Here is a 26,360-nt window from a genome sequence, read left to right on the forward strand (position 1 = left end):
CGTAGGACGCGGCGGCGGGCGATGTTTCAGCGGGACGTGAAGCATCGAAGCGGGCGACAGGATGCGATGAGACGGCGAACGGGAGCGGCGAAGGCTGCGACCGGCCGGGCGCTCGCGCCATGCGGTTTGCCGAACCGTGCCGCTGCGACGTGCGTTGACGCGGGTTCACCGCCGGCACGCGGCTGCGCTCAATGCCGCGCGCCGCGCCAGCGTCCCGGCGCTACGCCGAAGCGCTTCGTGAACGCGTGCGTGAACGTGCTTTGATCCGCGAAGCCGACCATTGCGGCGATATCGACGAGCGGATACCGGCCGTCTGCGAGCAGGATCACGGCCGCGTCGAGCCTGAGCCGCTGCAGGTAGCGATGCGGCGTTTCGCCGAACGCATCGACGAACAGTTGATGAAAACGGCGCATCCCGTAGCCGCAGTGCGCGGCGAGATCGGCGATGCGTAGCGGCTCCGCAAGCCGTGCGCGCAGCCAGCGGTCGATGCGTGCGAAATCGAGGCCCGGTGCGGGTGCGGCGATGCCGCGTTCGTCGAGCAGTGCGCCGCACAGCCGCGCGGCCGCCTGCCACTGAAAACGGTGCGCGGCCGCGTGCTGCGCGTCGCCGGCGGGTGCGTCGAGTTGCGCGGCTGCCGCCGCGATCTGCGCGACCAGCGACGTCAGCGCCGGATCGATCGCCACGGCGCGCGCGTTGTCGAACAGCCGCTGCGGCACCGCGAGCGATGCGGGCGGGAGATTGAGCACGAGCTGGCGGTTCTCGCCCAGGCCCGCGTAATCGTGGCGCGCGCCGGCCGGAATCAGCCAGGCGCCGTGCCGGTCGAGACGCTGGCTGACGCCGTCCACCGCCATCACCATCGCGCCGTCGATGCCGAGCACGATCTGGTGAAAGTCGTGCACGTCCGACGCTTCGAGCGTGTCGTAGCGTTGCAGTGCGACGGTGGGGGACGGAAGGTGTGCCATGGGGCAGGGCGTCAGCCGGCGGCTCGTGTGCCGTGTCAGAGGGCGAGCAGTTCGACTTCGAACACGAGCGTCGCATTCGGCGGAATCACGCCGCCTGCGCCGCGCGGGCCGTAGCCGAGTTGCGGCGGGATCGTCAGGCGACGCACGCCGCCGACCTTCATGCCCTGCACGCCTTCGTCCCAGCCCTTGATGACCATGCCGCCGCCGAGCACGAACGCGAACGGGTCGTTGCGATCCTTGCTCGAATCGAATTTCTGACCGTCGGTCAGCCAGCCCGTGTAGTGGACGCTGACGGTCTGGCCGGCTTGTGCAACGTCGCCGGTGCCTTCGGTCAGGTCTTCGTATTTGAGGCCCGATTCGGTCGTGATGACAGACATGACTTCTCCTGAAAAAGGATAGGTAAAACCGCTATTGTAGGCGAGCACGCAGCGGGCCGCCGCTCGTGGCGTTCGGCCGGTCGCACGCGTGTCGCGGACGGCGGCGGGCCGCCGCGGCCGCGATCGCCCGAAACGCAAATGGAACGCTTGTTTGAATTTTTCTCGAGCCGCGCGACCGAGGTTGCACCGCGCGAGTGCGACGCGTGTATGAATCGGTGCTACCGGCGCGTTCGGCCGCATGCTGCACGGCTTCTCCCGATTCCGTGAAACGCCCGCCGCACGGGGCTTTCAGGCCACGGCTGCGATACTGCGCCGGCCGCCGCAACTGGCACGCGTGCGGTCTCGCGCGTTCGAATCCCGACCCGTCCGGATGCCGTTCGAGCGCCGTTTTTTCGGCCTTTTCGACCGTGCCCTGTTTGGAAGCGCGCATCTACCGCGCGGCTTGCGTGCGCCGCCGCGGGCGGCCTATCTTTACAGCTGTCAATGTCAAGATTTTGGCGGTGCGCGACGCGCCGCCCGGGCCCGCGCCGGCCGCGTCGGACGACGCGCCGGAACCAGGAGAACGATGAACATGAAGTCAGCCGCTTCCGCCACCGCAGCCGGAATCATGCCGGTGCGCCGCGACCTGCGCTTCGACCTGCCGGTCGAACGCGCGAAGGACTGGCATGGCCTCGGGTCGCACGTGACCCATTTCTTCAACGCACTGTCGCTGCTGTTCCCGGCCGGCGAGCGTTTCTTCATGGATTCGGTGCGCAACTACCGCGACCGGATCGACGATCCCGTGCTGAAGCAGCAGGTGCTCGGCTTCATCGGCCAGGAGGCGATGCACACGCGCGAGCACATCGAATACAACGAGCTGATGCAGGCGAACCACCTGCCGGCGCGCAAGCTCGACAAGCGCGTGTGGACGGTGCTCGGCTACATGAAGCGCAAGCTGCCGCATTCGGTGCAGCTCGCGCACACGGTCGCGGCGGAGCACTACACGGCGATGCTGGCCGACTGGCTGCTGCGCGACCCGACGCGCCTCGACGGCTCGGTCGAAGGCTACCGCCAGATGTGGATCTGGCACGCGCTCGAGGAAACCGAGCACAAGGCCGTGTCGTTCGACGTATGGAATGCCGCGATGGAACCGGGGCTGCGCCGTTACCTGATCCGGATCGGCGTGTATCTGCTGACGACGCTGACGTTCTGGCCGACCGTGTTCCTGATGCATGCGACGCTGCTGTGGCGCGATCGCGGCGCCGGCCACCACGTGCGCGGCATGCTGCGGATGATGGCGTTCCTGTACGGGCCGCGCCGCGGGCTGTTCCCGCGCATCGCCGGCGAATGGCTGAGCTTCTTCCGGCCGGGTTTCCATCCGTGGGATCACGACAACCACCACCATCTCGCGCGGGTCGACGCGCTCGCCGCCACCTATGGCGAACACGGCGGCACGCCAGCCGGCCGTGGCCGCGCGAACGCGCCGGCGCCGCTCGCGTCGGGCCGCTGATACCGCTGCCGCGCCAGCGCGCGCGGCAGCGGGCCGCGCATGTTGCGTTCGTGCATCAGCCGGCTTCCTCTGACGATTGACCGAAATTAATTCGAACCGGATGGCCGGGTGTCCGGCCGGCCGGTCGACCGCCCGCGCAAGCCTGCGCGGGCGAGCCGATGCTGCGTGCGCCGCCTCGCCCGCGAACCCCGCGCGCCAGCACCGGCGCGGCTTTGCGCGTCGCGCGGCCGCCCGCTCGGGGCTCGCGCCGCACACGTCACCGGGATAACACCCATCTAGCCGCGCACCGGCCGCATCGATATACCGTTCATGACAATGTCCACCTCACGTGCGATTCATGCGCGGGGGGATTTTATTCGGACGGAAATGCGGCCAATATGTCGTTTCGATCGTGGTCCGTCGCACGCGACGGCGAGGCCGGCGCGCGATACCAATGCCAAGCGGGGAACAACGATGGTTGCTAGGTCACCTGACGCAAACGGGCATGCGGTGCCCGAGATGACGCATGTGTCCATTACCGCGCCCGAAGACGGACGCAAGCTGTTCGTGATCATGCGTTCGCCCGACGAGCCGTTGCTTGCGCAACTGCGCGGGCTCGGCTGGGAAATCTCCGTCGCGAAGACGGCCGGCGCCGCGCAGAACATGACGTCCGGCGTGACCGTCGCCGCCGGGCTGGTCGATTTCACCGGGTTCACGTCGCGCGATTATCCCGCGCTGAAGGCATGCCTGAGCCAGCCGTCGATCGGCTGGATCTCCATTGCGCAGGCCGGCATCACGATCAGTCCCGCCGTGCGCGAACTGATCCGCAGCTATTGCTTCGATTACGTGACCCTGCCGTTGCCCTACGAATGGATTTCGCACGTGCTCGGTCATGCGCGCGGGATGGCCGCGCTCGATCGCGTCGATGGCGCGGCCTATGCGGCGTCGATCGGCGAACACGGGATGATCGGCAACTGCGAGGCGATGCAGCAGCTGTTCAGCACGATCCGCAAGGTCGCGAAGACCGACGCGAGCGTGTTCATCTCGGGCGAGTCGGGCACCGGCAAGGAGCTGACGGCGCTCGCGATTCACGAGCGTTCCGGCCGCGGCAAGGGTCCGTTCGTCGCGATCAATTGCGGCGCGATTCCGCATCACCTGCTGCAGTCGGAACTGTTCGGCTACGAGCGCGGCGCGTTCACCGGCGCGAATCAGCGGCGCGCGGGCCGGATCGAATCGGCGAACGGCGGCACGCTGTTCCTCGACGAAATCGGCGACATGCCGGTCGAAAGCCAGGCGAGCCTGCTGCGTTTCCTCCAGGAAGGGAAGATCGAGCGGCTCGGCGGGCAGGAGTCGATCCCGGTCGACGTACGGATCATCTCGGCCACCCACGTGGATCTCGACGGCGCGGTCGAAGCCGCGCGCTTCCGTGCGGACCTTTATCACCGCCTGTGCGTGCTGCGCATCCACGAGCCGCCGCTGCGCGCGCGCGGCAAGGACATCGACATCCTCGCGCACTACGTGCTGCAGAAGTACAAGGCCGACAGCGGCCGCAAGATCAGCGGCTTCACGTCCGCCGCGCTCGACGCGATGCGGCGCTACGAATGGCCCGGCAACGTGCGCGAGCTGATCAACCGCGTGCGGCGCGCGATCGTGATGGCCGAGAGCCGGCTGTTGACGCCGCACGATCTCGGGCTCGACACGCCGGGCGAAACCGAGCCCGTGACGCTCGAGCAGGCGCGGGCGCTCGCCGAGCGCACCGCGATCGAGAATGCGCTGTTGCGCAACGATCACCGCATCAACAAGGCCGCGGCCGAACTCGGCATTTCGCGCGTGACGCTCTACCGGATGATGATCGAGCACGGGCTGAACGATCACGACAACAACGGCGGGAACGGCGACAACGGCGGGCACGATGGCGCGCCGTCCGGCGACGCGGGGCATCAGCGGGTCGGCTGAGCGGCGCACGCGCGACGCGTGAACCGATACAGCGCACGCCGGGTTCGCCCGATCGCCGTGCCGTCGGCCGGCCCGGCGCCGGCCGATTCCTGCCGCGAACGACCCGCGATTTTCGCGCCGCCGACGGCATGTAAAGCGCATGAAACGTTTCGCCTCGGCGGCCAGGCAAATTGGCGCGGCAAATCGGGGTGAACGGCCGGCCGCCCATCGGTAAAAATGCCGCACTGCATTGTTCAGCCTTATCCGGCAAGGCGGGGCCGCCACGCGCCCGATGCGTGCCGCGCACCGCGTGTTTCAGTTTCGCAACTTCTCGTATTCCGCCCCCGTTCCGGGCGCCGGGCTGCCCGGTCAACCCCTTGTCCGGCCGGGCTCGCGCGAAGCTGGCCCGCTCCTTGCGGAAGAGTGCGTGCGAGAGTCGACGATGCACGGTCCGTCCGGTTCGGCAGCGAACCCTGTCTGCACCGGCCAGGACCCAGTCCGCGGGGATGCGGCGGCGGCGCGCGGCACCAGCCGCGTTCCGGCGAGCACGGAGCGTCGTCGCCTGATCGTCGGGGCACCGGCCTCGCCCGGTTGCCGGAACAACCATCAGACTGATACGGGGAAGAAAAATGATCGATCGCCACACGCCGCGGCCGGCAGGCCGCGATCGCAGTGATTCGGAGCATCGCCGGTCGAACGTCGTTCTCGCAGCCGGCCGGCATGCATCGACAGGCCATCTCTCCGCGTCCGGTGCGAGGCGGATCCGGCTGATTGCCGGTCATCCGCGCCGGGTCGGCACTTTCCTGCACGCGAACCCGATTCGCAAGGGCATGTGCGCACGGGCGCCGATACCTCGACGCCCGGTCTTCGCCTACTGACCGAAGCCGCACGACATCCGTTCGCGCCGGGCATCGTCGTCGCGAACAATCAATCTGCAATCCGAATGAAATGCGCGGCGTCGTGCTGTACGTGCAACGGATGATGCATTCGATGTGACGGCAAACGGCGTCGTGCCGTTGCCGTCCGGTGGTGAGGGGAGGGGCGGTCGGACGCGCGCGACGGGAGTGGCGCCCGTACGCGCGCGACGCCGTTTCAGCCGCCGTAGATGTCGAAGTCGAAGTACTTCGACGCGAGCCGCTTGTAGGTGCCGTCCTTGACGATGTCGAGAATGGCGCCGTCGATCTTCGCCTTCAGGTCGGTGTCCTCCTTGCGCAGCCCGATGCCGGCGCCGATGCCGAGCACCTTGTCGTCGACGAGCTCGGGGCCGACGAACGTGTAGTTCGCGCCGCGCGACGATTTCAGGAACCCGATGGCCGCCTGCACTTCATCCTGCAGCGCCGCGTCGAGGCGGCCCGAGGTCAGGTCCGCGTACACGCCGTCCTGGTTCTGGTACGACACGACGTTCGCGCCTTGCTTGCCCCAGTACGCCTTCGCATACGTTTCCTGCGTCGTGCCCTGCTCGACGCCGATCGATTTGCCCTTCAGCGATTCGGCCGTCGGCAGCAGCGGCGAGCCCTTCTTCACGACAAGCCGCGTCGGCTGGTTGTAGATCTTCGTCGTGAAGCCGATCTGCTGCGCGCGTTGCGGCGTGATCGACATCGACGACAGCACCGCGTCGAACTTCTTCGCTTTCAGCGCCGGAATCATCCCGTCGAAATCGTTCTCGAGCCACACGCACTTCGCCTTCAGGCGCGCGCAGATCTCGTTGCCGAGGTCGATATCGAAGCCGACCAGCTTGCCGTCGGGTGCCTTCGACTCGAACGGCGCGTAGCTGGCATCGGTGCCGAAGCGGATCGTGGTCCAGTCCTTCGCGACGGCGGGGCCTGCGGATACCGCGAGCAGGGCGATCGAAACAGCGGCAATCAGTCTCTTCATGGTGCGTTCCTTGGCGGGTGCTTCCGGTTTCTGTGCGACACGGTTTCACGGACACGAACCGCGTCTGCGCGCGGTGTCCGCACGGCCATTAACGCAGAAAATAAAATCCGAGTCCAGAATGGACAAAAAATATCGTTTTGGCGGGTGTGCCGGCCGGTCGCCGGGTGTCGACCCTTGCAAAAATACGAAAATGGACTAATCTTGTTAGTAAATTCGTTTCGAGACTAACGATCATGTCACAGCCCGCCTACGATTCGCATTCCGCCCCGCCGCAGGCCTCGGTCGCGCAGATGTCGGCGGCCGGCCTGCGTGCGTTTTTCAACATAGCGCGCGACTGGGAGCTGACGATCGACGAGCAGATCGTGCTGCTCGGTTCGCCCGGCCGTTCGACGTTCTTCAAGTGGAAGGCCACGCCGGAATCGGCGCGGCTGCCGCGCGATACGCTCGAGCGGCTATCGCTGCTGCTCGGCATCTACAAGGCGCTGCAGATCCTGCTGCCGCAGCCGGCCGCGGCCGATGCGTGGGTCAAGCGGCCCAACGACGCAGCGCCGTTCGGCGGCAAGCGCGCACTCGACCGGATGCTCGCCGGCAATGTCGGCGATCTGGTCGCCGTCCGGCAATATCTCGACGCGATGCGAGGTGGCTGGGCGTGACGATGCCGATTCAAGTACAACAATGGCCCACGACCGCGGTCGACTGGGCGCCTGCCTATCGCGTGATCCCCACCCGTTTTCCGGCGATCAACCTGTTCGACCGCGTGGCGTCGGCGGACGATTTCGACGCGCTTTATGCGCTCGAGTCGCTGACCAACGATCGCATCCGCAACGAAGTCGGTTCGCTCGACCTGGTGCCGCCCGCCGAGCGCCGCTACGGGCAGGGCTGGGGGCCGATTATGGCCGCGTTCACGCACCTGAATCCGCAGGGCAGCCGCTTTTCCGACGGCAGCTATGGCGTGTTCTATTGCGCGCGCTCGCGCGATACGGCGATCGCCGAGACGCGCTATCACAGCGCACTGTTCCTGGCCGCGACGAAGGAGCCGCCGATGCGGCAGCAGATGCGGCTCTACACGGTGATCGCGCAAGGCGACGTGGCCGATGTGCGCCTGTGGCCGAAACGCGATCCGGCTTTGCTGCATCCGCTCGATTACAGCGCCGGGCAGGCGCTCGGTCGCGCCGTGCGCAATGCCGGCGGCGCGGGGATCGTCTATCCGTCGGTGCGCGATCCGCGCGGCGAGTGCCTGGCGGCGTTCCGGACCGCGCTGCTGCGCGACTGCCATCACGCAGCCTATCTCGAATACAACTGGAACGGTTCGGCCGTCGACGCGGTGTTCGAACTGAACCAGGTCGGCTAGGTCGGGCTCGCTCGCACGCGAGCCTCAGCGCGTCAGGGCAGCGGCCAGTCGCCCGCGTGGCGTTCGCGCGCTTCGGCCTGCGTCATCGACCAGGTGCGCCCGGTGCGCGGCTCGGCGAGCGTGAGCCGCCCGGCCGGTGCGAACGCGCCCGTGTCGATGAACCACTGCGCGCCGATCCGCTGCGGCGCGCGCACCGGCGTGTGTCCGGTGCAGGTCAGCGACAGCCCGGCCTGCCGCGCCGGATCGGCGAGCCCCTGGACGAGATCGCGGCCCCAGATCAAGCGCTCGCGCACGTCGTGCGCATAGCTGCCCGTGTCGAGATCGGCGTCCGAGCCGAAGAATTCCGCATGCAGCACGTTGAAGCGCCCGGGGCCGTCGCCGATCACGCGCACCAGCGGCAGCGCGTCGACGCGCGCCGCATGCGCGTGCAGCCGTTCCGGCGGCAGGTCGGCGCCCCAGTCGCCGCCGATCCCGCGCCACGCGTCGGGCGACAGCTTGCCGCGCGCCACGAGGCTCAGCACTTCCTCGTGATTGCCGCGCACGACGTGGCACCACGGGCGATCGAGCAGGTTGAGGGTGGTTTCGGAGGCCGGGCCGCGGTCGACGAGGTCGCCGACCGAGAACAGGCGGTCGCGATCCGGATCGAAGCGGAGGTCGTGCAGCAGTGCGCGCAGCACATCCACGCAGCCGTGCAGGTCGCCGACGACCAGGTCGCGGCCGACCGTGTTCGCCGGATGGTGGCAGAGGGGGGTGGTGGCAGTCATCCCAATATCTTAGGCGCTCGCGCCCATCGCCACGTCACGATGGAATGACGATAATCGGGGCGGTACCCGCCGGTACGGCGCGAAGGGCTGCTCCGCGCGCCGGCCGAACCTTTCCATTTGCTTTCGGAATCACACGATGACGTTTTATCCGCAGGTATTACGCAACCGGCCGCGCCTGGTCGCGGCGTTCGTCGCCGGCCTGCTGTGCGCGGTGCTGCTGCCGTTTCCGCTGCGTCCGACGGTGCGTGCGCTGATCGGCTGGGATTGCGCGATCTGGCTGTATCTCGCGCTGATGTGGGTGCGCATGGTCACCGCGCACCATCACAAGGTGCGCGAAATCGCGATCCGCGACGACGAAAACGCGACCACCGTGCTCACGGTCATCTGCATCGCGACCGTCGCGAGCGTGGCCGCGATCGCGATCGAACTCGCGACCGCCAAGAGCGTCGGCTTTCGCGCAGGGCTCAGCCATTACGCGATCACGGGTGCGACGCTGTTCGGCGCGTGGTTCCTGATCCCGACGATCTTCACGCTGCACTACGCGCGGCTCTATTACGGCTCGCCGAGCAACGATCGCGCGCTGCGCTTCCCGGACCAGAAGCCCGAACCCGATTACTGGGATTTCCTGTATTTCGCGTTCACGCTCGCGGTCGCGTCGCAGACGGCCGACGTGTCGCTGACGAACCGCTCTGCGCGGCGCTCGGTGCTCGCGCAGTCGATCCTGTCGTTCTACTTCAACATGGCCGTGCTCGGGCTGTCGATCAACGTCGCGGCGGGCCTGCTGAGTTGACGCGGGCTACTTGAGCAGTTCGTACGGGCCGCCGCGTTCCAGCGCCCGCCGATATGCCGGCCGCGCGTGGATCGCGTCGAGAAAGCGCGCGATCGCGGGGTGCCGGCCGTCGCCCCCGCGCGCGGTCGCGGCTTCGAGTGGAAAGCTCATCTGGATGTCGGCGGCGCTGAAGCCGTCGCCGACGAACCAGCCGGTGCGGCTCAACGTGTCGTCGATATAGCCGAGATGCAGCGCGATCTGCGGATCGACGAAGCTCGACTGCAGCGTCGCGGCGATCTTGCGCGCGATCGGCTTGGCGAAGAACGGCATCGGCGCGTGCGCGATCCGCAGCGCGACGAGCTTGAGCAGCAGCGGCGGCATCGCCGACCCTTCCGCGTAGTGCAGCCAGTACGTGTAGTCGTGCCGCTCGGGCGTGCCGGGCGGCGGCGCCAGGCGGCCGTTGCCGTAGCGTTCGACCAGGTACTCGATGATCGCGCCCGATTCGGCGTACGTGCGGCCGTCGTCGGTGACGACGGGCGACTTGCCGAGCGGATGGATCGCGCGCAACTCGGGTGGCGCGAGCATCGTTTTCGGATCGCGCGCGTAGCGCACGATCTCGTACGGCACGTCCAGTTCTTCGAGCAGCCAGAGCACGCGCTGCGAGCGCGAGTTGTTCAGGTGATGGACCGTGAGCATGTCGGCACCGGAAGTGGGGGCGGGAACGCCATCATACCCAGCGCGTGTGGCGCGTACACGAAACGCGTCGTGTGCCGTTTCGGGCCGTTTCGGGCCGTGTCTGGCCGACTGCGCCTGGCCGGCCGCCCCGATCCATCATGTGCGCCGCATCGCGATCCACGCGCCCCAGAACAGGCTCGCAAAAAAGCGCAGCGGCGCATCGAAGCCCGCATCGCGCAGCAGCCCGAACACGGCTTCCTCGGACACAGGCGGATCGGCGCCCTGCAGGATCTTCGCGAGTTGCGCGCGCACGGCGTCGGGCGTCGCACCCTTCATGCGCCAGCGCTGCTGCCACGCGTCGAGCAGGCGAGGGTGGTCCGCGTAGCGGCGATGATTGCCGGCCAGCACGAGCGGCGCGCCGGGTTTCAGGCGCCGCGCGATTGCTTGCAGCAGCGCCGCCTTCGCTTCGTCGCCCGGGACGTGATGCAGCACGCCGATCAGCGTCGCGCCGTCGAACGCGGGCGTGTCGGCCAACGCATCGACACGGTCCTCGACGAACGCCGTGCGCGCACCGAAGCCCGCGGCGTCGACGTTCGAGCGTGCGAGCGCGAGCATTGGCGCGGAAGGGTCGACGGCCGTGAACCGCCAGCCTGGCTCTAGCGCGGCCGCCACGCAGATTTCCTGCCCCGTGCCGCCCGCGCCCGCGACGAGGATCCGCGCATCGGGGGCATCGATCGCCGACGCGAGCATGCACGCGGTGAGTTCGTGGCAGGCATCGTAGCCGGCGAGCGCGATGCGGGATTGCTCGGTGTATTCGTGTGCGCGTGCCGGATCGAATTTGGCGGCGCTGGCGGGAAGCGACATGACGGGTTCCTCGGGTTGGGCGCGGACGACGTGTCCGCGAGCATGGCGCAGAGCGTAAGCGTGCGCAGCCGGTGCAACAAGGCGAGCGATCATTCCGGTATGCCGGCTACCTGACTCGCCGGCACCTGCCGGCATGCGGGTTTTCCCCGGGGTCGATTCGTATTTAAAAATGCTCGGGAACGATGCATCGCGGTGGCGAATCCGGCGCATACTCGTTTCTCTCCCCCCGCCTGGCCGTCGCATGCCGGGCCCCGATGTGCCGCGCCGCTGGCGCGGCCATGCCGCTCGGTACGCACGAGGAGCGCATGATGTCCGATTGTCCGCACGATCCGTATGCGCAGCACCACATTCACTGCTTGCCGTTCGGCGCACAGCCCTGTGGCGCGCTCAGCGCGACGCCGCGCACGCATTTTCGCGTGTGGGCGCCGGGCAGCGCGCAGATCCAGCTCGAACTCGATACCGGCTTCGGCCCGTTGCTCGTCCCGATGACGGCCGCCGGCACGAACTGGTTCGAAGTCTTTGCCGATTGTGGTGCGGGTGCGCTTTACCGCTATCGCCTCGACGATACGGTATCGATTCCCGATCCCGCGTCGCGCTCGCAACCGGAAGGGCTCAACGGCCCGAGCGAGGTCGTCGATCCGCGCGCGTTCACGTGGCGCAACACGTTCTGGCACGGACGCGCGTGGGAAGACATCGCGCTCTATGCGATTCGTCCGCACGCGGTGGGTGGCTTCGACGGCGTGCGCCGGCGCCTGCCGCAACTCGCGCGCCTCGGCGTGACTGCGCTGGAACTGCTGGCGTCGCCGCACGACAGCCTGCCGTTCGCGCCGCTCGCGGCCGAAGGCGGCCCCGATGCGCTGAAGGCGCTGATCGACGGTGCGCATGGCTACGGTCTCGCGGTGCTGCTGGAGCTCGACTACGCGCGCTTCGGCAGCGGCACCGACGCGCTGCGCCACTACGCGGCGCCGTTCTTCCATACGCGCGACGATCCGCTGCAGGCGCCGCCGCTCGCGCTCGATCATCCGGAAGTCTGCGATTTCTTCTGCGACAACGCGCTGTACTGGATCGACGAGTACCGTTGCGACGGGCTGCGCCTGCGCGAAGCCGACCGGATCGGCGCGTCGTGGCTGCGCGAGATCGCGGATCGCGTGCGCGCGGCCGTGCCGGCCGACCGGCTGATCCATCTCGTACTCGGCAGCGAGCGGCATCCGGCGCATCTTGCCGATACCCATTTCGATGCGCAGTGGAACGGGTGCGGCGAACGCGCGTTGCACCGGCTGACGGGGCGCGACACGTCGGCCCACGAAGGCATTTCCACGCACCAGTCGATCCACACGCTCGCCCGCGCGCTGACCGCGGCCGGGGCTGCGTTCCAGCCGGCCGCATCGGGAGAAGGCATGGTTGCCGACAGCGGGCTGTCGTTGACGTCGCTGGTGCTGTCCGATGGCGCGTGGCGCGACAGCGGGCAGGGCGACCACGGGCAGGAGGCCGGTCTGGCCGCGCTTGCGCTGTCGCTGCTCACGCCGCAGATTCCGTTGATCTTCGACGAAACCGCACGCGATATCGATCGCGCGCATTTCGTGCAGTCGGCGCTGGCCGTGCGCGCGAAGCTGATCGCGCCGCGGCTGTCCGATTGCCGGCCGCAGGAGGCGCGTGCGCTGAAGTCGGGCGGCGACGGCGATGCCGACGCACTGCTTGCATCATGGCGGCTCGCCGACGACGAGACGCTGACGATCGCGTTGAACCTGTCGCCCGAGGCGCTGCCGTTCGACGCACCGAAAGGGCGGGTCGTGTTCGAGACGCCGGCCCGTGCGCGCGACCGGGTCGACGAACGGGTATTGCCGCCGTATTCGCTCGTCGCGTGGCTGACGGGCGACGTCAACCGGTATGCGCTCACGCACGATGCGCGCCGCATCGATGACGGTGCGTGGCGAGAAATGCGTCCGAACCTGAACGCATGACGATGTGAGCGGGCAAGAGTCCGAGAGGCCGGGCGCATCTGCGCCCGGCTGCACCACCGCAGGAAATCCCCGAACTACCAGAACCCGCGAATGCCTGCGACGCCGTATGCGCCGTGGCGGCGCGCATCGTCGAGGTGCGTGCGCGTCATGCCGCCGAGTGCGAAGACGGGCATCGCGGCTTCAGCAGCCAGCGCTTCGAACTGCGCCCAGCCGAGCGTCGGCGCACCGGGGTGGCTGAGCGTCGGCAACACGGGCGACAGCGTGACGAAATCCGCGCCGGCGCGTGCGGCCAGCAGCAGGTCGTCGTGCGTGTGACAGGCGGCGGACATCCATCTTCCGGCCGGCAAAGGCCGCTGCGCGGCCGCGCGCAACGCGGTGCCGTCGAGATGCCAGCCGGCGTTGTCGAGCCGCATTACGCCGGCTGCATCGATCGGACCGTTCAGCATCAGGTGCGCGCCGGCTGCGTCGCAGCGCGCGAGCGCTTCGGCGGCGAGTGACGCGAACGCGGTTGCGTCGAGCGATTTCACGCGCAGTTGCACGAGCGTCTCGCCGCGCGCGAGCACGGCCGACAATCGATCGAGGAACGCCGCGCAATCGGCTGCCGACGCTGATGCCGGCTCCGGCGTGATTACGCAGCAGCGCGGCAGCGTGGCGTTCATCGCGTGCGGCGACGCGCGGCCGTCATTCATCGGCCTCTTTCGCGATCTTCGGGTAGACGCGCACGAGCACGATGCGCGGCCCGTTCATCTTCTTCACGACGACGTCGAAGCGGTCGAACGACACGCGCTGCCCTTCGGTCGGCAGGTCGCTGAGCGCCTGGATCACGAGGCCGCCGACGGATTCCGCGCGGCCTTCGTCGATGTCGATGCCGAGCGCCTGCTCGAGCGACACGACGGGCAGGCTGCCCTTGCCCATCAGCGTGCCGTCGTCGAGGCGGCTCCAGTCGGCGTCGCCCTGGCGGAACTCGTCGTGGATCTGGCCGACCAGCGCGCCGAGCAGATTGTCGAGCGTCAGGAAGCCGATCGGCTTCTCGCCCTTGTTGCCGACCAGCGCAAAGTGCGGTGCGCCCTTGCGGAAGCGGCGGAACAGGTCAAGCGCCGGCGTGTCGGGCTTCACGTACTGCACGGGGCGCACGTAGTCGGACAGGTCTTCGAGTGCTGCGCCGGCATGACGCGCGAGCAGCAGGTCCTTCAGGTGGATCAGTCCGCTCACCTGTTCGCGCGATACATCCTCGAACAGCGGATAGCGGCTGAAACGGTGCCGCGCGACGATCTCCATGTTGTCGGGCAGCGGCAGGTCGCGGCGCAGGCCGATCATTTCATGGGCCGGCCGCATCAGGTCCGACACGGTCATCGACGAAAAATCGAGCGAATGCGCGAGCGTGTTCCACTCGTCGTTGCTGTACGTGCCGCGCGCCGGCTGGGCCGGATTGCCGGCCGTGCTGCGGCGGCTGCGCAGGATCAGCTTCAGTTCGTCGGTCGAGTAGTGCGCATCGCTGCCGTGGTCGGTGGACAGCCCCGCGAGCCGCAGCACCGCGTTGGCGCTGTTGTTGAGCACCCAGATCGCCGGATACATCGCCCAGTAGAACGCGTACAGCGGCAGCGCGACCCACAGGCCGACCTTTTCCGACTGGCGGATCGCCATCGATTTCGGCGCGAGCTCGCCGACGACGATGTGCAGGAACGAGATCAGCGAGAACGCGAACACGAGCGAGACCAGGTGCACGACGCGTTCGGACTGCACGCCGATCAGGTCGAGCAGCGGGCCGAGCAGTTGCGCGAAGGCCGGTTCGCCGACCCAGCCGAGGCCGAGCGACGCAAGCGTGATGCCGAGCTGGCACGCGGAAAGGTACGCGTCGAGCCGGCCGTGCACGATGCCGAGGATGCGGCCGCGCAGGCCGTGCTTGCGGGCCAGTGTCTTGACGCGCGTGGCGCGCAGTTTGACGAGGCCGAATTCGGCCGCGACGAAGAACCCGTTCAGGGCCACCAGGAACAACGCGCCGATGAGCGCGAAGATCTGTAACAAAGAAACACTCCGGTTATGACAGGCCCATCAGTATAGAGCCAGAAAGGAATTTGTAATGTACTGGGCGGCCGATTGCTTACACCGGCGCCTCACCGGGGACGGAGAACGTGATGGTGGCGGTCGCGCCATCGGCGAACGCGTCGTGCGAGAACGTGCCGCCGTGTGCGAGCGCGACCCGCTGGCAGAGCGCGAGCGTCCAGGCGATCCGCTTGGCGTCGCGCTCGCGCAGCATTTCGCGGCGAGCGAACGATTCGAACGCGTGCGGCTGCGCGGGATCGGCGAGCGCGCCGGCGTTCACGGTGCAGGTGGCGCGCGCGGTGAACTGCACGGCGTCGCGGGCGCACGCAAACGTCACGCGGCCGCCGGCGGCGCTGACTTCGACCGCGGCCGTCAGCATCGTCCAGAGCGCCTGCGCGATGCGTTCGCGGTCGGCGGTCAACGACGGTTCGCCGTCCGGCAGCGTCGCGTCGAGCGCGACCTGCCGTGCGTCGGCGAGCGCGACACGCACGAGCGCGATCGTGTCGTCGAGCAACGGGCGCAACGCGAACGGTTGCGGCCTGAGTGCGAGCGTGCGCGTTTCCGCGCGCGGCGCGTCGAGCACGTCGTCGATCAGCGCAACTTGCTGGTCGATGCCCGTGCGGATGCCTGCGAGCGCGCGCTGCAGGTTCGGATCGGCGTTGGCGAGCTGGCGCTCGAGCACGTACGCCCAGCTGTGCATGGCGTTCAGCGGGCTGCGCAGGTCGTGCGACGCGGTGGAGAGTGCCTGGTCGCGCAGGAACAGCGCCGCCTGGGTGGCGTAATGCGCTGCGCGTTCGCGCAGCAGGTCGGCGGCGGGATCGACGGAAGTGGACGTCACGGAGCTGGCCTGTCGGAAGCGGTTGGCGTGGAAGTCACGCGAACCGCCATTATAGGGACGGTGCGTGTCACGCCGGCAGCGCGTCCTCGTCCTTTTTCCGGGCGTCGCCGTTCGGCAGCAACTGGCACGCGAGCAAGCCGGCCAGCATCAGCGCGCAGCCGACGAGCGCGCGCAGCGTCAGCGTTTCGCCGAGCGCGGCCCAGCCGGCGATCGCCGCGAACACGCCCTCCATGCTGAAGATCACGGCCGCGTGCGCGGGCGCCGCGTGGCGTTGCGCGACGACCTGCAGCGTATAGCCGACGCCGACCGACAGCAGCCCGCCGTACAGCAGCGTCGGCAGCGCGCCGCGCAGCATCGCGCCGCTGACCGGCTCGACGGCGAGGCCGACCGCGAGGCACGCCACGCCGCACACGAGGAACTGCAGGAACGCGAGCACGAGCGGATTGTGGCGCTTCGCGAAATGGCCGACGGCCATCACGTGTGCGGCGATGATCACGGCGCCGGCGAGCTGGAACCAGTCGCCGTACAGCACCGAGAAGTGCTCGTCGATGCTGAGGAAATACAGGCCGATCGCCGCGAGCAGCGCGCCGAACCACGTGCCCGCGCCGATCCGGTGGCGTGCGAACACGCCCATCAGCGGCACGAGCACGACGTACAGCGAACTGATGAAGCCTGCGTTGGCGATGCGCGTGTACTGCAGGCCGATCTGCTGCAGCGAGATCGATACCGCGAGCAGCCCGCCGAGCGTGAGGCCCGGCAAGAGCAGCGCCGGCTCGCGGCGGATTGCCGCGAGCTGCGCGCGTGACGCCGCGTTCAGCATCAGCAGCGGCACCAGCACCAGCGCGCCGAGCAGGAAACGCAGCCCCGTGAACAGGAACGGCCCGATCACGTCGAGGCTCAGGCGTTGCGCGACAAAAGCCGAACCCCAGATCGCGGCGGCGGCGAGCATCAGCAGGTTGGCGCGGAGGTGCATGCGGGCTTCGGGCTTCATTGGAATTCTTCTGGAGATTGCGGGCGGCGAAACCAGCTAGTTTACGCCGAGATTGCAAGGCTGTCGGCAAACCTGCGCAATGCGGCGGCGGCGCGCGCATCGCGCACGCGTGAATACAGCACGACCTGCGACAGCGGCAGCGGCGGCAGCCCGAATTTCGCGCCGACGTCGACCAAGGTGCGTGGCGCGACCCGCCGCGCCAGCGGGCAGACGGCGAGGCCCGCGGCGGCGGCGGCCGTGACCGCCGCCACGCCGCCGCCCGTGAAGCGCTCGCGCCACGGCCGCCCCGCATGGTCGAGTGCGCGCAGCGCGGCGGCCCGCACGCCGCACGGGCCGGCCAGCACCGCGAGCGGCAGCGGTTCTCCCGCGCGCGGCACCCAGTCCGACGCGGCGAGCCAGGCCAGCGGTTCGGAAAACAGCAGCGTGCCGTCTTCGCGCGGCGGGTCTTCACCCGGCTCGTGCCGCACGATCACCGCATCGAACCGGCGTTCGTCGTATTGCGCGAGCAGGTTCGTCGACGTGCCGAGATGCATTTCCAGCGACAACCCCGGATCCTGCCGATGCAGGCTCGTGAGCACGGCCGGCAGGTCGGGCACCGCGACATGCTCGCTGACGCCGAGCGACAGCCGGTGCGTGCCGGCCGAGATTGCACCGAGCGCGTGGTCGTGCGCGTCGAGCAGCGCGCGGGCGGCCGGCAGGAAATTCTCGCCGTCGGCGGCCAGCTTGACGACGCGCGGCGTGCGCGCGAGCAGCGGCTTGCCGAGGTGCGCTTCCAGCCGCTTCAGCTTCAGGCTGACGGCCGACTGCGTGGTGCCGAGCGCATCGGCGGCGCGCGTGAAACTGGCGAGATCGGCGACCAGCACGAACGCGCGGACGGCATCGAGGTCGAGGACTTTCATTTCAGATGTAAATAGATGAAATATTCATCGATGACTGTTCATTATAGTTCGGCGAGCCTAACCTGACGCTGCGTTTCCGTTCTTCAACGTCAACTTCACCGACAGGAGCAGGACCATGCCATTCACCCGTATCGCAGTGCGCGAAGGCAAGCCGGCCGCCTACCGCGCGGCGCTCGTCGACGGCGTGCATCGCGCGCTGATGCACACGTTCAACGTGCCCGAGGACGACATCTTCATGGTCGTTACCGAGCATGCGGCCGAGAACTTCGTGTTCGGTCGCCACTACCTCGATATCGAACGCAGCGACGATCTCGTGATGGTCCAGATCACCGCGAACAACACGCGCACGCTCGAGCAGAAGCGGGCGCTGTACCGGGCGATCGCGGACAACCTCGCGCAGCAGCCCGGCGTGCGGCAGCAGGACGTATTCATCAGTCTTGTCGAGGTACTGAAGGAGGACTGGTCGTTCGGCAACGGCCTCGCGCAATACGCCGTTTGATCTGCGACAGCGCGACAGGGCCAGATCGCCGCCTGCGAGTTTTGGCGACGTGTACTATGGAAGCAGCTTCACGAGTGACGCCGGCGCGATCGATGCGCCGGCGATTCTTCATGTGCAGGAGCTTCCATGTCGCGTGTGCTGGAAATCGTGTTGTCGCTGTCGCTGGAAGGGTGGCCGGTCGAGGCTGGAAGTCGCGCTCGCGGCGCGCAGCGTGATTTCGGCGCCGAACTCGTGCGCGCGTGGCGGATCTGCCCTCAGGTCAGGATGCGCCGCGGCCATGAGCGCGTGACGATCGAGCCGTGCCAGATCGAGGAGGCCGAGCTGAGTCCCGGCGCGAGCTGGTGGACGTGGGTCGAGTCGAATGCGCATGGCAGGCGGGTCGTCGCGTCGCGCACGAAGGCGTTTGCGCCCGGTGTCACGGAGCGTGAACTGTTCGACGCGGAGCACGCGGGCATCGCCGTCTCGATGCCGTTACCCGTGCCCGAGGCGGCCGTCGCGGCCGAGGCCGGCGCAGTGGCGGGCGAAGTCGACGGCGCCGCGCCGGAGACGACCGGGCGCGCGGAGGAGGCCGGTACCCAGCCGGAATCGTCGGCGCTGCGCCTCGTCAGCGAACGGCGGCGCGGGCGGTGGGCCGACGACAGCGGTGTCGTGGTCGAGATGACGCTCGACGACGTCACGCTGCATCGCGGTAGCGAGCCGCCGCGCCGCTTCGTCGAGCTGCGTCTCACGGCGCCCGACTGGGAAACCCTGCCCGCGCGCACGGCCGCGCTGCATGCGCTGTTTGCCGCGGCGCGCGAACTGAGCGGCGCATGGCCCGCATTCGTGCAACTGACGAGCGTGATCGATCGCGCATGTGCGGCCGAGCCGGCCGCCGGCGGGCCCGTCAAGGCGCGGCTCGTCGATCTGACCGGCGTGCGCACGCAGCGCGCCGCGCTGTTCGCGCTGTCCGGCGACATCACCGCGCAATGGCTCGGCAACGAAGGCGGTGTGCTCGAGCATGACGATCCGGAATTCGTACACCAGATGCGTGTCGCGCTACGCCGCCTGCGCACGCTGATGCGCTTCTTCCCGCTCTTTGCCGACCGCCAGTGGCGCGACACGCTCGGCGTCGACCTGCGCTGGCTTGCGGCGCTGCTCGGCACGGTGCGCGACTGGGACGTGTTCGCGACCGAAAGCCTGCCCGCGCTGATCGCGGCCGACGGCGGCGACGGCGAGTGGAACGGCACGCTCGACGCGGCGCGTGCGCAGTGCGCGGCCGCGCGGGTCGAGTTGCGGCAGGCGCTGCATTCGGCCCGCTACGCGAGGCTGACGCTCGGCTGGCTCGAATGGCTGAGCTCGCTGGCGCTGCCGCCGGCCGAAGCCGGCGACGCACCTTCGCTGCGGCGCCACGCGACGAAGCGTGTGCGGCGGCTGTTCGGTCATCTGTACGCGTCGCCGTCGCTCACGTCGCTCGACACGGCCGCCCGTCATCAGGTGCGGATCGATGCGAAACGGCTGCGCTATGCGCTCGAATTCTTCGCGTCGCTGGCGTCGCGCCGCACCCGCACCGAGACGGTCAAGACGCTCACGCGCGTGCAGAGCGTGCTCGGCGAAGCGAACGACACGATGGTCGCGCTGCATCATCTCGAAAAACTCGCGGCGCCGCCGTACCAGCTCGGATTCGTGCGCGGCTACGGCGCGGCGCTCGAGCAGCGCGCGGCGCGCGATGCCGAGACGCTGCTGGCCAGCCTGCGGCCGCCGAAGCTCGACGGCAAGCCCGGTTGAGCGGCACGCGCTGACTATAATGGCCGCCCGATTCCCGCACCCATCCCGATGACCGACGCACCGCATTCTTCCCCGTCCGCCGAACCGCTCGAACTGGGCGGCGAGCTGTGGCTGCGCGCCGGCGAGCAGACGCTCGGCGGCGCCACGCGCATCGCGCTGCTTGCGGCGATCGGCGATACCGGTTCGATCACGCGCGCGGCGAAGGCCGTCGGCCTCAGCTACAAGGCTGCGTGGGATGCCGTCGACACGATGAACAATCTCGCCGGCGAACCGCTCGTCGCGCGTTCGACGGGCGGCAAGGGCGGCGGCGGTACGACGCTGACGCCGCGCGCGACATCGCTGATCGCCGCGTTTCGCACGATCGAGCGCGAGCACCGCCGTTTCATCGAGGCCGCGAGCGCGGCCGTGGCCGGGTTCGACGTCGACTGGGCGCTGATCGGCCGGATCGGGATGAAGACCAGCGCGCGCAACCAGTTGTTCGGCAAGGTCGCATCGATCGTGCGGGGCACCGTCAACGACGAGGTCACGCTCACGCTGCCCGGCGGACAGCCGATCGTTGCGGTGCTGACGCACGAGAGCGCCGACGCGCTCGGCCTGCAGATTGGCGCGGACGCCTGCGCGCTGGTGAAGGCGTCGTGGGTCGTGCTCGCGGTCGACGAGGGCGAGCCCGAACTCAAGGTGTCCGCGCGGAACCAGTTGCGCGGCCGCGTGGAAACCGTCGCGACGGGCGCGGTGAACAGCGAGGTGACGCTCGCGCTCGACGGCGGCGGGACGCTGACGGCCGTCGTGACCAACGACAGCGTCGATGCGCTGCAGCTCGACGCGGGCCGGCCGGCGATCGCGCTGTTCAAGGCGTCGAGCGTGATTCTCGCGGTGACGGGCTGACGCAGCAGGCCGGGCGGCGCGCTTCGACGATCGTGTGACGGGCGGGGCGAAGCCGGCATCGCACAGCGCCTGCACGGCACCGGCTTCGTTTCCGCTTTCAGCATATGCCGCTACGCGCGGCTTCTCTCAGGCTCAAACCTGCCTACCACGACCACAGCCTCGCGCGCTCACGCGACGCGCGTCGGCCACTCGGCGTGCGGCGGAGCCGCCTGCACGCGTCCTTCGCTCAATTGCACGACCTGGTCGCCGAACGCGGCGACGTCGTCGGGATCGTGCGAGATCAGCACCATCGGGATATCGAGCCGCGCCTGCAGCTCGGCGAGCTCGTGACGCATGCGCTGGCGCATCGCGCCGTCGAGCGCCGCGAACGGTTCGTCGAGCAGCAGGATCCGCGGCTGCGCGACCAGTGCGCGCGCCAGCGCGACGCGCTGTTTCTGCCCGCCCGACAGTTGCGACGGATACTGCCCCGCGAGCGTTTCGAGATCGAACGCCTGCAGCCAGTACGCGACTTCCGGCGGCATCGTTTTCGCGCGCGGGTTGCGCAGTCCCGACGTGAGCCCGAACGCGATGTTCTGGCGCACGTTCAGATGCGGGAACAGCGCGTAGTCCTGGAACAGGTACGCGACACGGCGTTCGCGGGTCGGCACGTCGATACGGCGCGCGGCGTCGAACAGCGGTTCGCCGTTCAGCACGATCGTGCCTTCGTCGGGGGACAGCAGGCCAGCGATCGCCTGCAGCGTCATGCTTTTGCCCGCGCCGGACGGCCCGAACAGCACGACACGCTGTGTCGTCGCCGTGAACGACATGTCGAGCGTAAAGCGGCGCTCGGCGTTCGCGTAGGTCTTGCGGATGTCGACGACGAGGCTCATGCGGGCCTCCGCCGAAGCCATTCGGCTGCCGAGCGAAGCTGGCGGTACGGACGAGACACGTATTTCATGTCAGTTGACTCCGCCGCGCACGCGACGGCACGAGCCAGCCGGTCGCGAGCAGCACGAGCACGCAGGTGATCGACGTCACCAGCACGAGAAAGTTGGCCGTGCTGTCGTCACCGGCCTGCACGGCCGCGTAGATCGCGACTGACAGCGTCTGCGTGCGGCCGGGCAGGTTGCCCGCGATCATCAGCGTCGCGCCGAACTCGCCAAGCGCGCGTGCGAACGCGAGCAGCGCGCCCGCGAGAATGCCGCGCGTGGCGAGCGGCAGCGTCACGCGGAAGAACACCGCCGCTTCGCCGAGCCCGAGCGTGCGTGCCGCGCGTTCGAGGTGCGGATCGACGCCTTCGAACGCGGCGCGCGCCGATTTCAGGATCAGCGGAAACGCGACGACCATCGACGCGATCACCGCGCCTTGCCACGTGAAGACGAGCTCGATGCCGAGCTGGTCGAGCCACGCGCCGAACACGCCGCGCCGGCCGAGCAGCACGAGCAGGTAATAGCCGAGTACCGTCGGCGGCAGCACGAGCGGCAGCGTCAGCACGGAATCGACGACGTCGCGCAGCGGCGAGCGCCAGCGCGCGAGCATGAACGCGGCCGCGACGCCGAGCACGATGTCGAGCGCGGTCGCCCAGCCGGCAACCTTCAACGACAGCAGCAGCGGTACCCAGGCGTCTTGCATCGCGCTACGCTCACTTGCCCGCGGGCTTGAAGCCGAACGTCGACAGCACGGCCTGGCCCTGCGGCGACGCGACGAAGTCGATGAACGACTGCGCCTGCACGGCGTGGCGGCTGTCCTTGACCACGGCGATCGAATAGGTGATGACCGTCTTCGTCGGCACCGTCAGCGCAACCTTCACGCGGCCCGGCATGATCGCGGCGTCGGTACCGAACACGAAGCCTGCGTCGACTTCGCCGCGCGCGACATAGTCGAGGCTCTGGCGCACGTTGGCGGCCAGCACGCCCTTCGCGCTGACGGCATCCCACACGCCGGCCGCACGCAGTGCGCCTTCCGTGTAGCGGCCGACCGGCACCGACGCCGGGTCGCCGTACGCGATGCGCTTCACGCCGGGTGCCGTCAGGTCGTTCAGCGACGTCGGCGCGGCGGCCTTGCTGTCCGCCGGCACGATCAGCACGAGCGAGTTCGCCGCGAAATCGCGACGCGTGCCGGGCACGATCACCTTTTCGTCGACGGCCCGATCCATCGCCTTCTGGTCGGCCGACGCGAACACGTCGGCCGGCGCGCCCTTCGCGATCTGCTGCATCAGCACGTCCGACGCGCCGAAGTTGAACAGCACCTTGGTATCCGGGTGCTGCTTCTCGTACGCATCGCCGACGGCCTTGAACGCGTTCGTCAGGCTGGCGGCGGCCGACACGACGAGTTCGTCGGCGGCGGAAGCGGGCGCGCTGAACGCGATACCGGCAGCGGCAAGCGTGGCGATCGGCAGCAGTCGAAGCAGGGTGCGGCGAAGCGGACGGACGGTTGAGCGCATGGCGAGTTCGTTTGTATGGGTGGAAACCGTAATCGTAATATAGGGTGGGTTATAACGCTCGACATACCGCACATGCGACGGTGCGCATGTAATGGTCAGACGTGAAAAGGGGCGAGCGTGACAGCCGGGCGGCCGGTCACGTACGGAGCGTTTGCGGCGACGATTGGGTGCGCTGCAGCGACGACGGCTGCGATGCCGGGCGGTAGTTCGGGTTGGCCTTCCAGCGCGCGCGGACGAACGGGCGCTCGTGGCCCGACAACTGCAGCGCCACCTTGGTGACCCAGCGATGCGACGGCACCGTGATGCCGTGCAGCGCCACGGTGACGAGCGCGAGGCTCGCGACGACCGCGGGCACCGACCAGCGGTGCGGCACTGCGCGCCACGAACCGGCGATGAACGCGAGCGCGGCGATCGCGCCGACGATGCAGCCGGTGATCGATTCGGACGGCGAATGCGCGTCAAGCGCGACGCGCGACACGCCGACCGCGACGCCGGCCGCGAGCCCGAGCGCGATGCCGGCGATCCGCAGCGGCGTGCGCGTGCGGATCAGCGCCAGGAAAATCGCGACCGGATAGACCGACGTCGACAGCATCGCATGGCCGCTGAACCCCGTGAAATCCCACTTGCGGATGCCGATCCCCCAGCCGAGGAACGCGATCTTCGTGAGCGCGACCACGCCGATCGCGGCCGCGAGCACGCCGAGCCACGCGGCCGCGCGCTGCCACGAGTAGCCGAGCGCGAGCCAGACGGCGATCGTGATCGCGAGCGGCAAGGTCAGGCCGGCGCCGCCGAACGCGGTGATCATGATCCACAGGTGAGACGACAGGTCGAACATCGGGAAGGGGACGAACGAAGGCGGGGAAGATGCTTAAATCAACGCGCGAGCCGGAAAGAACGACTACAACGGATACAAGCGGCGAAACCCCAGTATAGCGCCGCGTGCGCATGAGCCCCGTTTTTTGCGCGGCCGGGAACTATCCGCGTGCAGGAAAAATCCCAGAAACAATGTTATGGTGCATTGCACAAAGACGAACGATGCATCCGCTGTGGTGCCCCTATTTTTCCTGACTGCGAGCCCGATCGATGACCAAAAGTCTGACCAAGGTGTGGCTGGGCGGCATGAAACGCATGCTGTCTCCGGCCGCCAAGCGCGCGGCGCGCGATGCGCAGCGCATCACACGCGACGCACTCGAAGCGGCGGCCACTGCCGCCGTATCCGATCTGTCCCCGCCGCGTGAATCGCGCGTGCGGCCGCGCGCGGCCGCATGGGCGGCCGGCGAGTGGACGCGCGGCGAACATCCGATGGCGCCCGCGCTCGGGCGCCTCGTCCAGAATCTCGCGTACGGCCTCTACGTGCCGCCCGGCCGCCGGCGTGGCGCGATGCCGCTCGTCGTGATGCTGCACGGCTGCCAGCAGTCCGTCGACGAATTCGTGCAGGGCACGCGGATGAACCTGCTGGCCGACAAGCACGGCTTCGCGGTGCTGTATCCGGAGCAGTCGCTGCGCGCGCACGCGCACGGCTGCTGGCACTGGTATGAAGACACCGACCGCGCGGGGCGCGGCGAGGCGAACGCGGTCGCCTCGCTTGTCGACGCGCTCGTCGACGAACACGGTTTCGACGCGTCGCGCGTCTATGTCGCGGGGCTGTCGGCCGGCGCGGGCCTTGCGGCGCTGCTTGCACTGCATCATCCGGAGCGTTTTGCGGCGGTGGCGCTGCATTCGGGCCCGGCGCTCGGCGAGGCGAGTTCGGGCATCACGGCGATGGACGTGATGCGGCGCGGCGTGCGGCAGAACCCGGCCGCGGCCGTCGATGCGCTGGTCGATGCCGCCGCGTATCCGGGCATGCCCGCGCTGATCGTCCAGGGCGACGGCGACCATGTCGTCGCACCGAAGAATGCCGATCAACTCACGGTGCAGTTCATGCGCCTGAACGGGCTCGCCGATGCCCGCGGTGCACTGCGCGGCGGCGAGCGGGTCGAGACGCGCGAAGCGGGTGCGCAGATCACCGATGTCTGCCGCGACGGCGAGCCGGTCGTGCGGCTCTGCCATGTGAAAGGGCTCGATCACGCGTGGGCCGGCGGCGATGAAGCCGTGCCGTTTCATGCAGCGGTCGGTCCCGATGCGAGTGCAATGATCTGGGCCTTTTTCGAAGCGAATCGCCGCACTGTGGCGACCGAACGACGCATCGGTTGATCGACGCTGGTCAATGACTAGGGTTTTCCCTATAATTCGGGAAAACCCTAGTCAAAGAACCTTTGGATTGCGAGATCAACCATGTACCTGCTGAGCCACCTCTTCCTGATGCTGACCAAGAACGCTGAAACGGCCTCGAAAGAGCGCGCCGAGGCGTATCTGGCTGATGCGACCGACATCTACGATCTCGAATTCCGTATGCGCAAGATCGACCGCGAAGCGGCGATGAACCGCCCGTATTCGTTCGGTTCGCGCTAAGCAGCGCAGGGCGGGCAATCAGGTCCGCCGCTCCGGCGAGTCACGCAGCAGAAAAGGGCGCGTGCGGCTAATGCCGCTCGCGCCCTTTTTGTATTCCTGGTCTCGTATTGCGTCAGACGACCGTCAGGCGAACCGGCACGTTGTTACGCGTCGCGTTCGAATACGGGCACACGTGGTGCGCCTTTTCGACCAGCGCCTGCGCGTCGGCCTTGTCGAAACCCGGCAGCGACACGCGCAGTTCGACGTCGAGCCCGAAGCCGCCCGCGTCGTTCGGGCCGATGCCTACTTCCGCCGTGACCTGCGTGTCGGCCGGCAGTGCCTTCTTGTCCTGGCCGGCGACGAATTTCATCGCGCTCAGGAAACAGGCCGAGTAACCTGCGGCAAACAGTTGCTCCGGATTCGTGCCTTCCGCGCCCGTGCCGCCGAGTTCGCGCGGCGCGGCCAGCTTCACTTCCAGCTTGTTGTCAGCGGATACCGCGCGGCCGTCGCGGCCACCCGTGCTCGTGGCGCTGGTCTTGTACAGAATGTTCATCGTGCAGCTCCTGTCTGGAAAAGGGAGGAAAAGCG

27 protein-coding genes are annotated in these 26,360 nt (G+C 68.4%); 11 read left to right on the forward strand and 16 right to left on the reverse strand.

Annotation, left to right across the window (positions count from 1 at the left end):
* Positions 1-188: 188 nt before the first annotated feature.
* A complete protein-coding gene (locus tag QZM67_RS20675; protein WP_301806222.1) occupies positions 189-962 on the reverse strand; it encodes an AraC family transcriptional regulator in 774 nt (257 codons plus the stop codon).
* A gap of 35 nt (positions 963-997) precedes the next feature.
* Complete coding sequence (locus QZM67_RS20680; RefSeq protein ID WP_043177872.1) at positions 998-1,339, reverse strand: FKBP-type peptidyl-prolyl cis-trans isomerase; 342 nt, start codon at positions 1,337-1,339, stop codon at positions 998-1,000.
* Between the two features lie 571 nt (positions 1,340-1,910).
* On the opposite strand from QZM67_RS20680, the gene QZM67_RS20685 reads away from it, so the two are divergent.
* Together QZM67_RS20685 and QZM67_RS20690 are read left to right on the forward strand one after the other, a co-directional pair.
* Complete coding sequence (locus QZM67_RS20685) at positions 1,911-2,828, forward strand: metal-dependent hydrolase (protein ID WP_043179148.1); 918 nt, start codon at positions 1,911-1,913, stop codon at positions 2,826-2,828.
* Positions 2,829-3,281: 453 nt separating this feature from the next.
* Positions 3,282-4,763, forward strand: a complete 1,482-nt coding sequence (locus QZM67_RS20690; RefSeq protein WP_301806441.1) for a sigma-54 dependent transcriptional regulator — start codon at positions 3,282-3,284, stop codon at positions 4,761-4,763.
* A 1,071-nt stretch (positions 4,764-5,834) separates the two neighbouring features.
* Here the strand turns inward: QZM67_RS20690 and QZM67_RS20695 are convergent.
* Complete coding sequence (locus tag QZM67_RS20695; RefSeq protein ID WP_175025070.1) at positions 5,835-6,617, reverse strand: ABC transporter substrate-binding protein; 783 nt, start codon at positions 6,615-6,617, stop codon at positions 5,835-5,837.
* A 233-nt stretch (positions 6,618-6,850) separates the two neighbouring features.
* On the opposite strand from QZM67_RS20695, the gene QZM67_RS20700 reads away from it, so the two are divergent.
* The gene (locus tag QZM67_RS20700; RefSeq protein ID WP_043177863.1) at positions 6,851-7,270 is read left to right on the forward strand and encodes an MbcA/ParS/Xre antitoxin family protein; all 420 of its coding nucleotides are present in this window, start codon (positions 6,851-6,853) and stop codon (positions 7,268-7,270) included.
* Positions 7,271-7,272: 2 nt separating this feature from the next.
* Positions 7,273-7,968: an RES family NAD+ phosphorylase gene (locus tag QZM67_RS20705; protein ID WP_043177860.1), complete on the forward strand. Its 696-nt coding sequence runs from the start codon at positions 7,273-7,275 to the stop codon at positions 7,966-7,968.
* A gap of 32 nt (positions 7,969-8,000) precedes the next feature.
* On the opposite strand, the gene QZM67_RS20710 is transcribed toward QZM67_RS20705, so the two are convergent.
* Positions 8,001-8,732 carry a metallophosphoesterase gene (locus QZM67_RS20710; RefSeq protein ID WP_301806226.1) on the reverse strand — a complete coding sequence of 244 codons (732 nt, stop codon included), beginning with the start codon at positions 8,730-8,732 and terminating at the stop codon, positions 8,001-8,003.
* A gap of 136 nt (positions 8,733-8,868) precedes the next feature.
* On the opposite strand from QZM67_RS20710, the gene QZM67_RS20715 reads away from it, so the two are divergent.
* Positions 8,869-9,522: a DUF1345 domain-containing protein gene (locus QZM67_RS20715; RefSeq protein WP_043177847.1), complete on the forward strand. Its 654-nt coding sequence runs from the start codon at positions 8,869-8,871 to the stop codon at positions 9,520-9,522.
* A gap of 6 nt (positions 9,523-9,528) precedes the next feature.
* On the opposite strand, the gene QZM67_RS20720 is transcribed toward QZM67_RS20715, so the two are convergent.
* The gene (locus QZM67_RS20720) at positions 9,529-10,197 is read right to left on the reverse strand and encodes a glutathione S-transferase (RefSeq protein WP_175025073.1); all 669 of its coding nucleotides are present in this window, start codon (positions 10,195-10,197) and stop codon (positions 9,529-9,531) included.
* Between the two features lie 135 nt (positions 10,198-10,332).
* On the reverse strand, positions 10,333-11,040 hold the full coding sequence (locus tag QZM67_RS20725) for a class I SAM-dependent methyltransferase (protein WP_301806231.1): 708 nt from the start codon (positions 11,038-11,040) through the stop codon (positions 10,333-10,335).
* 308 nt (positions 11,041-11,348) lie between these two features.
* Between QZM67_RS20725 and QZM67_RS20730 the strand changes: the two genes are divergently transcribed.
* Entirely contained in the window at positions 11,349-13,001 is a 1,653-nt protein-coding gene (locus QZM67_RS20730; protein WP_301806444.1) for a DUF3459 domain-containing protein, read from the forward strand.
* Positions 13,002-13,075: 74 nt separating this feature from the next.
* Here QZM67_RS20730 and QZM67_RS20735 read toward each other — a convergent pair whose 3' ends face one another.
* From QZM67_RS20735 to QZM67_RS20755, 5 genes are all read right to left on the reverse strand, one after another.
* Complete coding sequence (locus QZM67_RS20735) at positions 13,076-13,660, reverse strand: thiamine phosphate synthase (RefSeq protein WP_301806447.1); 585 nt, start codon at positions 13,658-13,660, stop codon at positions 13,076-13,078.
* Positions 13,661-13,682: 22 nt separating this feature from the next.
* Entirely contained in the window at positions 13,683-15,026 is a 1,344-nt protein-coding gene (locus tag QZM67_RS20740; protein ID WP_175025075.1) for a hemolysin family protein, read from the reverse strand.
* A 76-nt stretch (positions 15,027-15,102) separates the two neighbouring features.
* Positions 15,103-15,882 (reverse strand): sensor histidine kinase KdpD, encoded by a 780-nt coding sequence (locus QZM67_RS20745; protein ID WP_301806234.1) that lies wholly within the window; start codon positions 15,880-15,882, stop codon positions 15,103-15,105.
* A 67-nt stretch (positions 15,883-15,949) separates the two neighbouring features.
* Entirely contained in the window at positions 15,950-16,873 is a 924-nt protein-coding gene (locus tag QZM67_RS20750) for a DMT family transporter (protein WP_301806236.1), read from the reverse strand.
* 41 nt (positions 16,874-16,914) lie between these two features.
* On the reverse strand, positions 16,915-17,772 hold the full coding sequence (locus QZM67_RS20755) for a LysR family transcriptional regulator (RefSeq protein WP_301806239.1): 858 nt from the start codon (positions 17,770-17,772) through the stop codon (positions 16,915-16,917).
* Between the two features lie 115 nt (positions 17,773-17,887).
* Here QZM67_RS20755 and QZM67_RS20760 point away from each other — a divergent pair, with 115 nt between their 5' ends.
* The 3 genes from QZM67_RS20760 (at position 17,888) to QZM67_RS20770 (ending at position 20,920) form a co-directional block, all read left to right on the forward strand.
* Positions 17,888-18,271 carry a tautomerase family protein gene (locus QZM67_RS20760; RefSeq protein WP_043177833.1) on the forward strand — a complete coding sequence of 128 codons (384 nt, stop codon included), beginning with the start codon at positions 17,888-17,890 and terminating at the stop codon, positions 18,269-18,271.
* Positions 18,272-18,397: 126 nt separating this feature from the next.
* On the forward strand, positions 18,398-20,035 hold the full coding sequence (locus tag QZM67_RS20765; protein ID WP_301806241.1) for a CHAD domain-containing protein: 1,638 nt from the start codon (positions 18,398-18,400) through the stop codon (positions 20,033-20,035).
* A gap of 48 nt (positions 20,036-20,083) precedes the next feature.
* Positions 20,084-20,920: a TOBE domain-containing protein gene (locus QZM67_RS20770; RefSeq protein WP_043177829.1), complete on the forward strand. Its 837-nt coding sequence runs from the start codon at positions 20,084-20,086 to the stop codon at positions 20,918-20,920.
* Positions 20,921-21,087: 167 nt separating this feature from the next.
* Here the strand turns inward: QZM67_RS20770 and QZM67_RS20775 are convergent, their stop codons facing one another.
* The 4 genes from QZM67_RS20775 to QZM67_RS20790 form a co-directional block, all read right to left on the reverse strand.
* The gene (locus QZM67_RS20775; protein WP_301806245.1) at positions 21,088-21,789 is read right to left on the reverse strand and encodes a sulfate/molybdate ABC transporter ATP-binding protein; all 702 of its coding nucleotides are present in this window, start codon (positions 21,787-21,789) and stop codon (positions 21,088-21,090) included.
* Positions 21,790-21,853: 64 nt separating this feature from the next.
* Positions 21,854-22,531, reverse strand: coding sequence for a molybdate ABC transporter permease subunit (gene modB / locus QZM67_RS20780; protein ID WP_043177823.1), 678 nt, complete (start codon positions 22,529-22,531; stop codon positions 21,854-21,856).
* Between the two features lie 10 nt (positions 22,532-22,541).
* Positions 22,542-23,342, reverse strand: coding sequence for a molybdate ABC transporter substrate-binding protein (gene modA, locus QZM67_RS20785; RefSeq protein WP_301806250.1), 801 nt, complete (start codon positions 23,340-23,342; stop codon positions 22,542-22,544).
* Between the two features lie 136 nt (positions 23,343-23,478).
* A complete protein-coding gene (locus tag QZM67_RS20790) occupies positions 23,479-24,177 on the reverse strand; it encodes a phosphatase PAP2 family protein (RefSeq protein WP_089453426.1) in 699 nt (232 codons plus the stop codon).
* Between the two features lie 248 nt (positions 24,178-24,425).
* On the opposite strand from QZM67_RS20790, the gene QZM67_RS20795 reads away from it, so the two are divergent.
* Positions 24,426-25,535, forward strand: coding sequence for a PHB depolymerase family esterase (locus QZM67_RS20795; protein ID WP_175022961.1), 1,110 nt, complete (start codon positions 24,426-24,428; stop codon positions 25,533-25,535).
* An 81-nt stretch (positions 25,536-25,616) separates the two neighbouring features.
* Positions 25,617-25,793, forward strand: coding sequence for a DUF3563 family protein (locus tag QZM67_RS20800; protein ID WP_080741415.1), 177 nt, complete (start codon positions 25,617-25,619; stop codon positions 25,791-25,793).
* Positions 25,794-25,905: 112 nt separating this feature from the next.
* Here the strand turns inward: QZM67_RS20800 and QZM67_RS20805 are convergent, their stop codons facing one another.
* Positions 25,906-26,325 (reverse strand): organic hydroperoxide resistance protein, encoded by a 420-nt coding sequence (locus QZM67_RS20805; protein ID WP_011355825.1) that lies wholly within the window; start codon positions 26,323-26,325, stop codon positions 25,906-25,908.
* Positions 26,326-26,360 lie beyond the last annotated feature (35 nt).

The organism is Burkholderia sp. AU45251, assembly GCF_030482905.1.
GTDB classification, from domain to species: domain Bacteria; phylum Pseudomonadota; class Gammaproteobacteria; order Burkholderiales; family Burkholderiaceae; genus Burkholderia; species Burkholderia aenigmatica.

What these genes read in the sequence shown, in the direction of transcription:
- QZM67_RS20675 (WP_301806222.1), bottom strand. Translation starts at nt 962, where the DNA reads ATGGCACACCTTCCGTCCCCCACCGTCGCACTGCAACGCTACGACACG.
- QZM67_RS20680 (WP_043177872.1), bottom strand. Translation starts at nt 1,339, where the DNA reads ATGTCTGTCATCACGACCGAATCGGGCCTCAAATACGAAGACCTGACC.
- QZM67_RS20685 (WP_043179148.1), top strand. Translation starts at nt 1,911, where the DNA reads ATGAAGTCAGCCGCTTCCGCCACCGCAGCCGGAATCATGCCGGTGCGC.
- QZM67_RS20690 (WP_301806441.1), top strand. Translation starts at nt 3,282, where the DNA reads ATGGTTGCTAGGTCACCTGACGCAAACGGGCATGCGGTGCCCGAGATG.
- QZM67_RS20695 (WP_175025070.1), bottom strand. Translation starts at nt 6,617, where the DNA reads ATGAAGAGACTGATTGCCGCTGTTTCGATCGCCCTGCTCGCGGTATCC.
- QZM67_RS20700 (WP_043177863.1), top strand. Translation starts at nt 6,851, where the DNA reads ATGTCACAGCCCGCCTACGATTCGCATTCCGCCCCGCCGCAGGCCTCG.
- QZM67_RS20705 (WP_043177860.1), top strand. Translation starts at nt 7,273, where the DNA reads ATGCCGATTCAAGTACAACAATGGCCCACGACCGCGGTCGACTGGGCG.
- QZM67_RS20710 (WP_301806226.1), bottom strand. Translation starts at nt 8,732, where the DNA reads ATGACTGCCACCACCCCCCTCTGCCACCATCCGGCGAACACGGTCGGC.
- QZM67_RS20715 (WP_043177847.1), top strand. Translation starts at nt 8,869, where the DNA reads ATGACGTTTTATCCGCAGGTATTACGCAACCGGCCGCGCCTGGTCGCG.
- QZM67_RS20720 (WP_175025073.1), bottom strand. Translation starts at nt 10,197, where the DNA reads ATGCTCACGGTCCATCACCTGAACAACTCGCGCTCGCAGCGCGTGCTC.
- QZM67_RS20725 (WP_301806231.1), bottom strand. Translation starts at nt 11,040, where the DNA reads ATGTCGCTTCCCGCCAGCGCCGCCAAATTCGATCCGGCACGCGCACAC.
- QZM67_RS20730 (WP_301806444.1), top strand. Translation starts at nt 11,349, where the DNA reads ATGTCCGATTGTCCGCACGATCCGTATGCGCAGCACCACATTCACTGC.
- QZM67_RS20735 (WP_301806447.1), bottom strand. Translation starts at nt 13,660, where the DNA reads ATGAACGCCACGCTGCCGCGCTGCTGCGTAATCACGCCGGAGCCGGCA.
- QZM67_RS20750 (WP_301806236.1), bottom strand. Translation starts at nt 16,873, where the DNA reads ATGAAGCCCGAAGCCCGCATGCACCTCCGCGCCAACCTGCTGATGCTC.
- QZM67_RS20755 (WP_301806239.1), bottom strand. Translation starts at nt 17,772, where the DNA reads ATGAAAGTCCTCGACCTCGATGCCGTCCGCGCGTTCGTGCTGGTCGCC.
- QZM67_RS20760 (WP_043177833.1), top strand. Translation starts at nt 17,888, where the DNA reads ATGCCATTCACCCGTATCGCAGTGCGCGAAGGCAAGCCGGCCGCCTAC.
- QZM67_RS20765 (WP_301806241.1), top strand. Translation starts at nt 18,398, where the DNA reads ATGTCGCGTGTGCTGGAAATCGTGTTGTCGCTGTCGCTGGAAGGGTGG.
- QZM67_RS20770 (WP_043177829.1), top strand. Translation starts at nt 20,084, where the DNA reads ATGACCGACGCACCGCATTCTTCCCCGTCCGCCGAACCGCTCGAACTG.
- QZM67_RS20775 (WP_301806245.1), bottom strand. Translation starts at nt 21,789, where the DNA reads ATGAGCCTCGTCGTCGACATCCGCAAGACCTACGCGAACGCCGAGCGC.
- modB (WP_043177823.1), bottom strand. Translation starts at nt 22,531, where the DNA reads ATGCAAGACGCCTGGGTACCGCTGCTGCTGTCGTTGAAGGTTGCCGGC.
- modA (WP_301806250.1), bottom strand. Translation starts at nt 23,342, where the DNA reads ATGCGCTCAACCGTCCGTCCGCTTCGCCGCACCCTGCTTCGACTGCTG.
- QZM67_RS20790 (WP_089453426.1), bottom strand. Translation starts at nt 24,177, where the DNA reads ATGTTCGACCTGTCGTCTCACCTGTGGATCATGATCACCGCGTTCGGC.
- QZM67_RS20795 (WP_175022961.1), top strand. Translation starts at nt 24,426, where the DNA reads ATGACCAAAAGTCTGACCAAGGTGTGGCTGGGCGGCATGAAACGCATG.
- QZM67_RS20800 (WP_080741415.1), top strand. Translation starts at nt 25,617, where the DNA reads ATGTACCTGCTGAGCCACCTCTTCCTGATGCTGACCAAGAACGCTGAA.
- QZM67_RS20805 (WP_011355825.1), bottom strand. Translation starts at nt 26,325, where the DNA reads ATGAACATTCTGTACAAGACCAGCGCCACGAGCACGGGTGGCCGCGAC.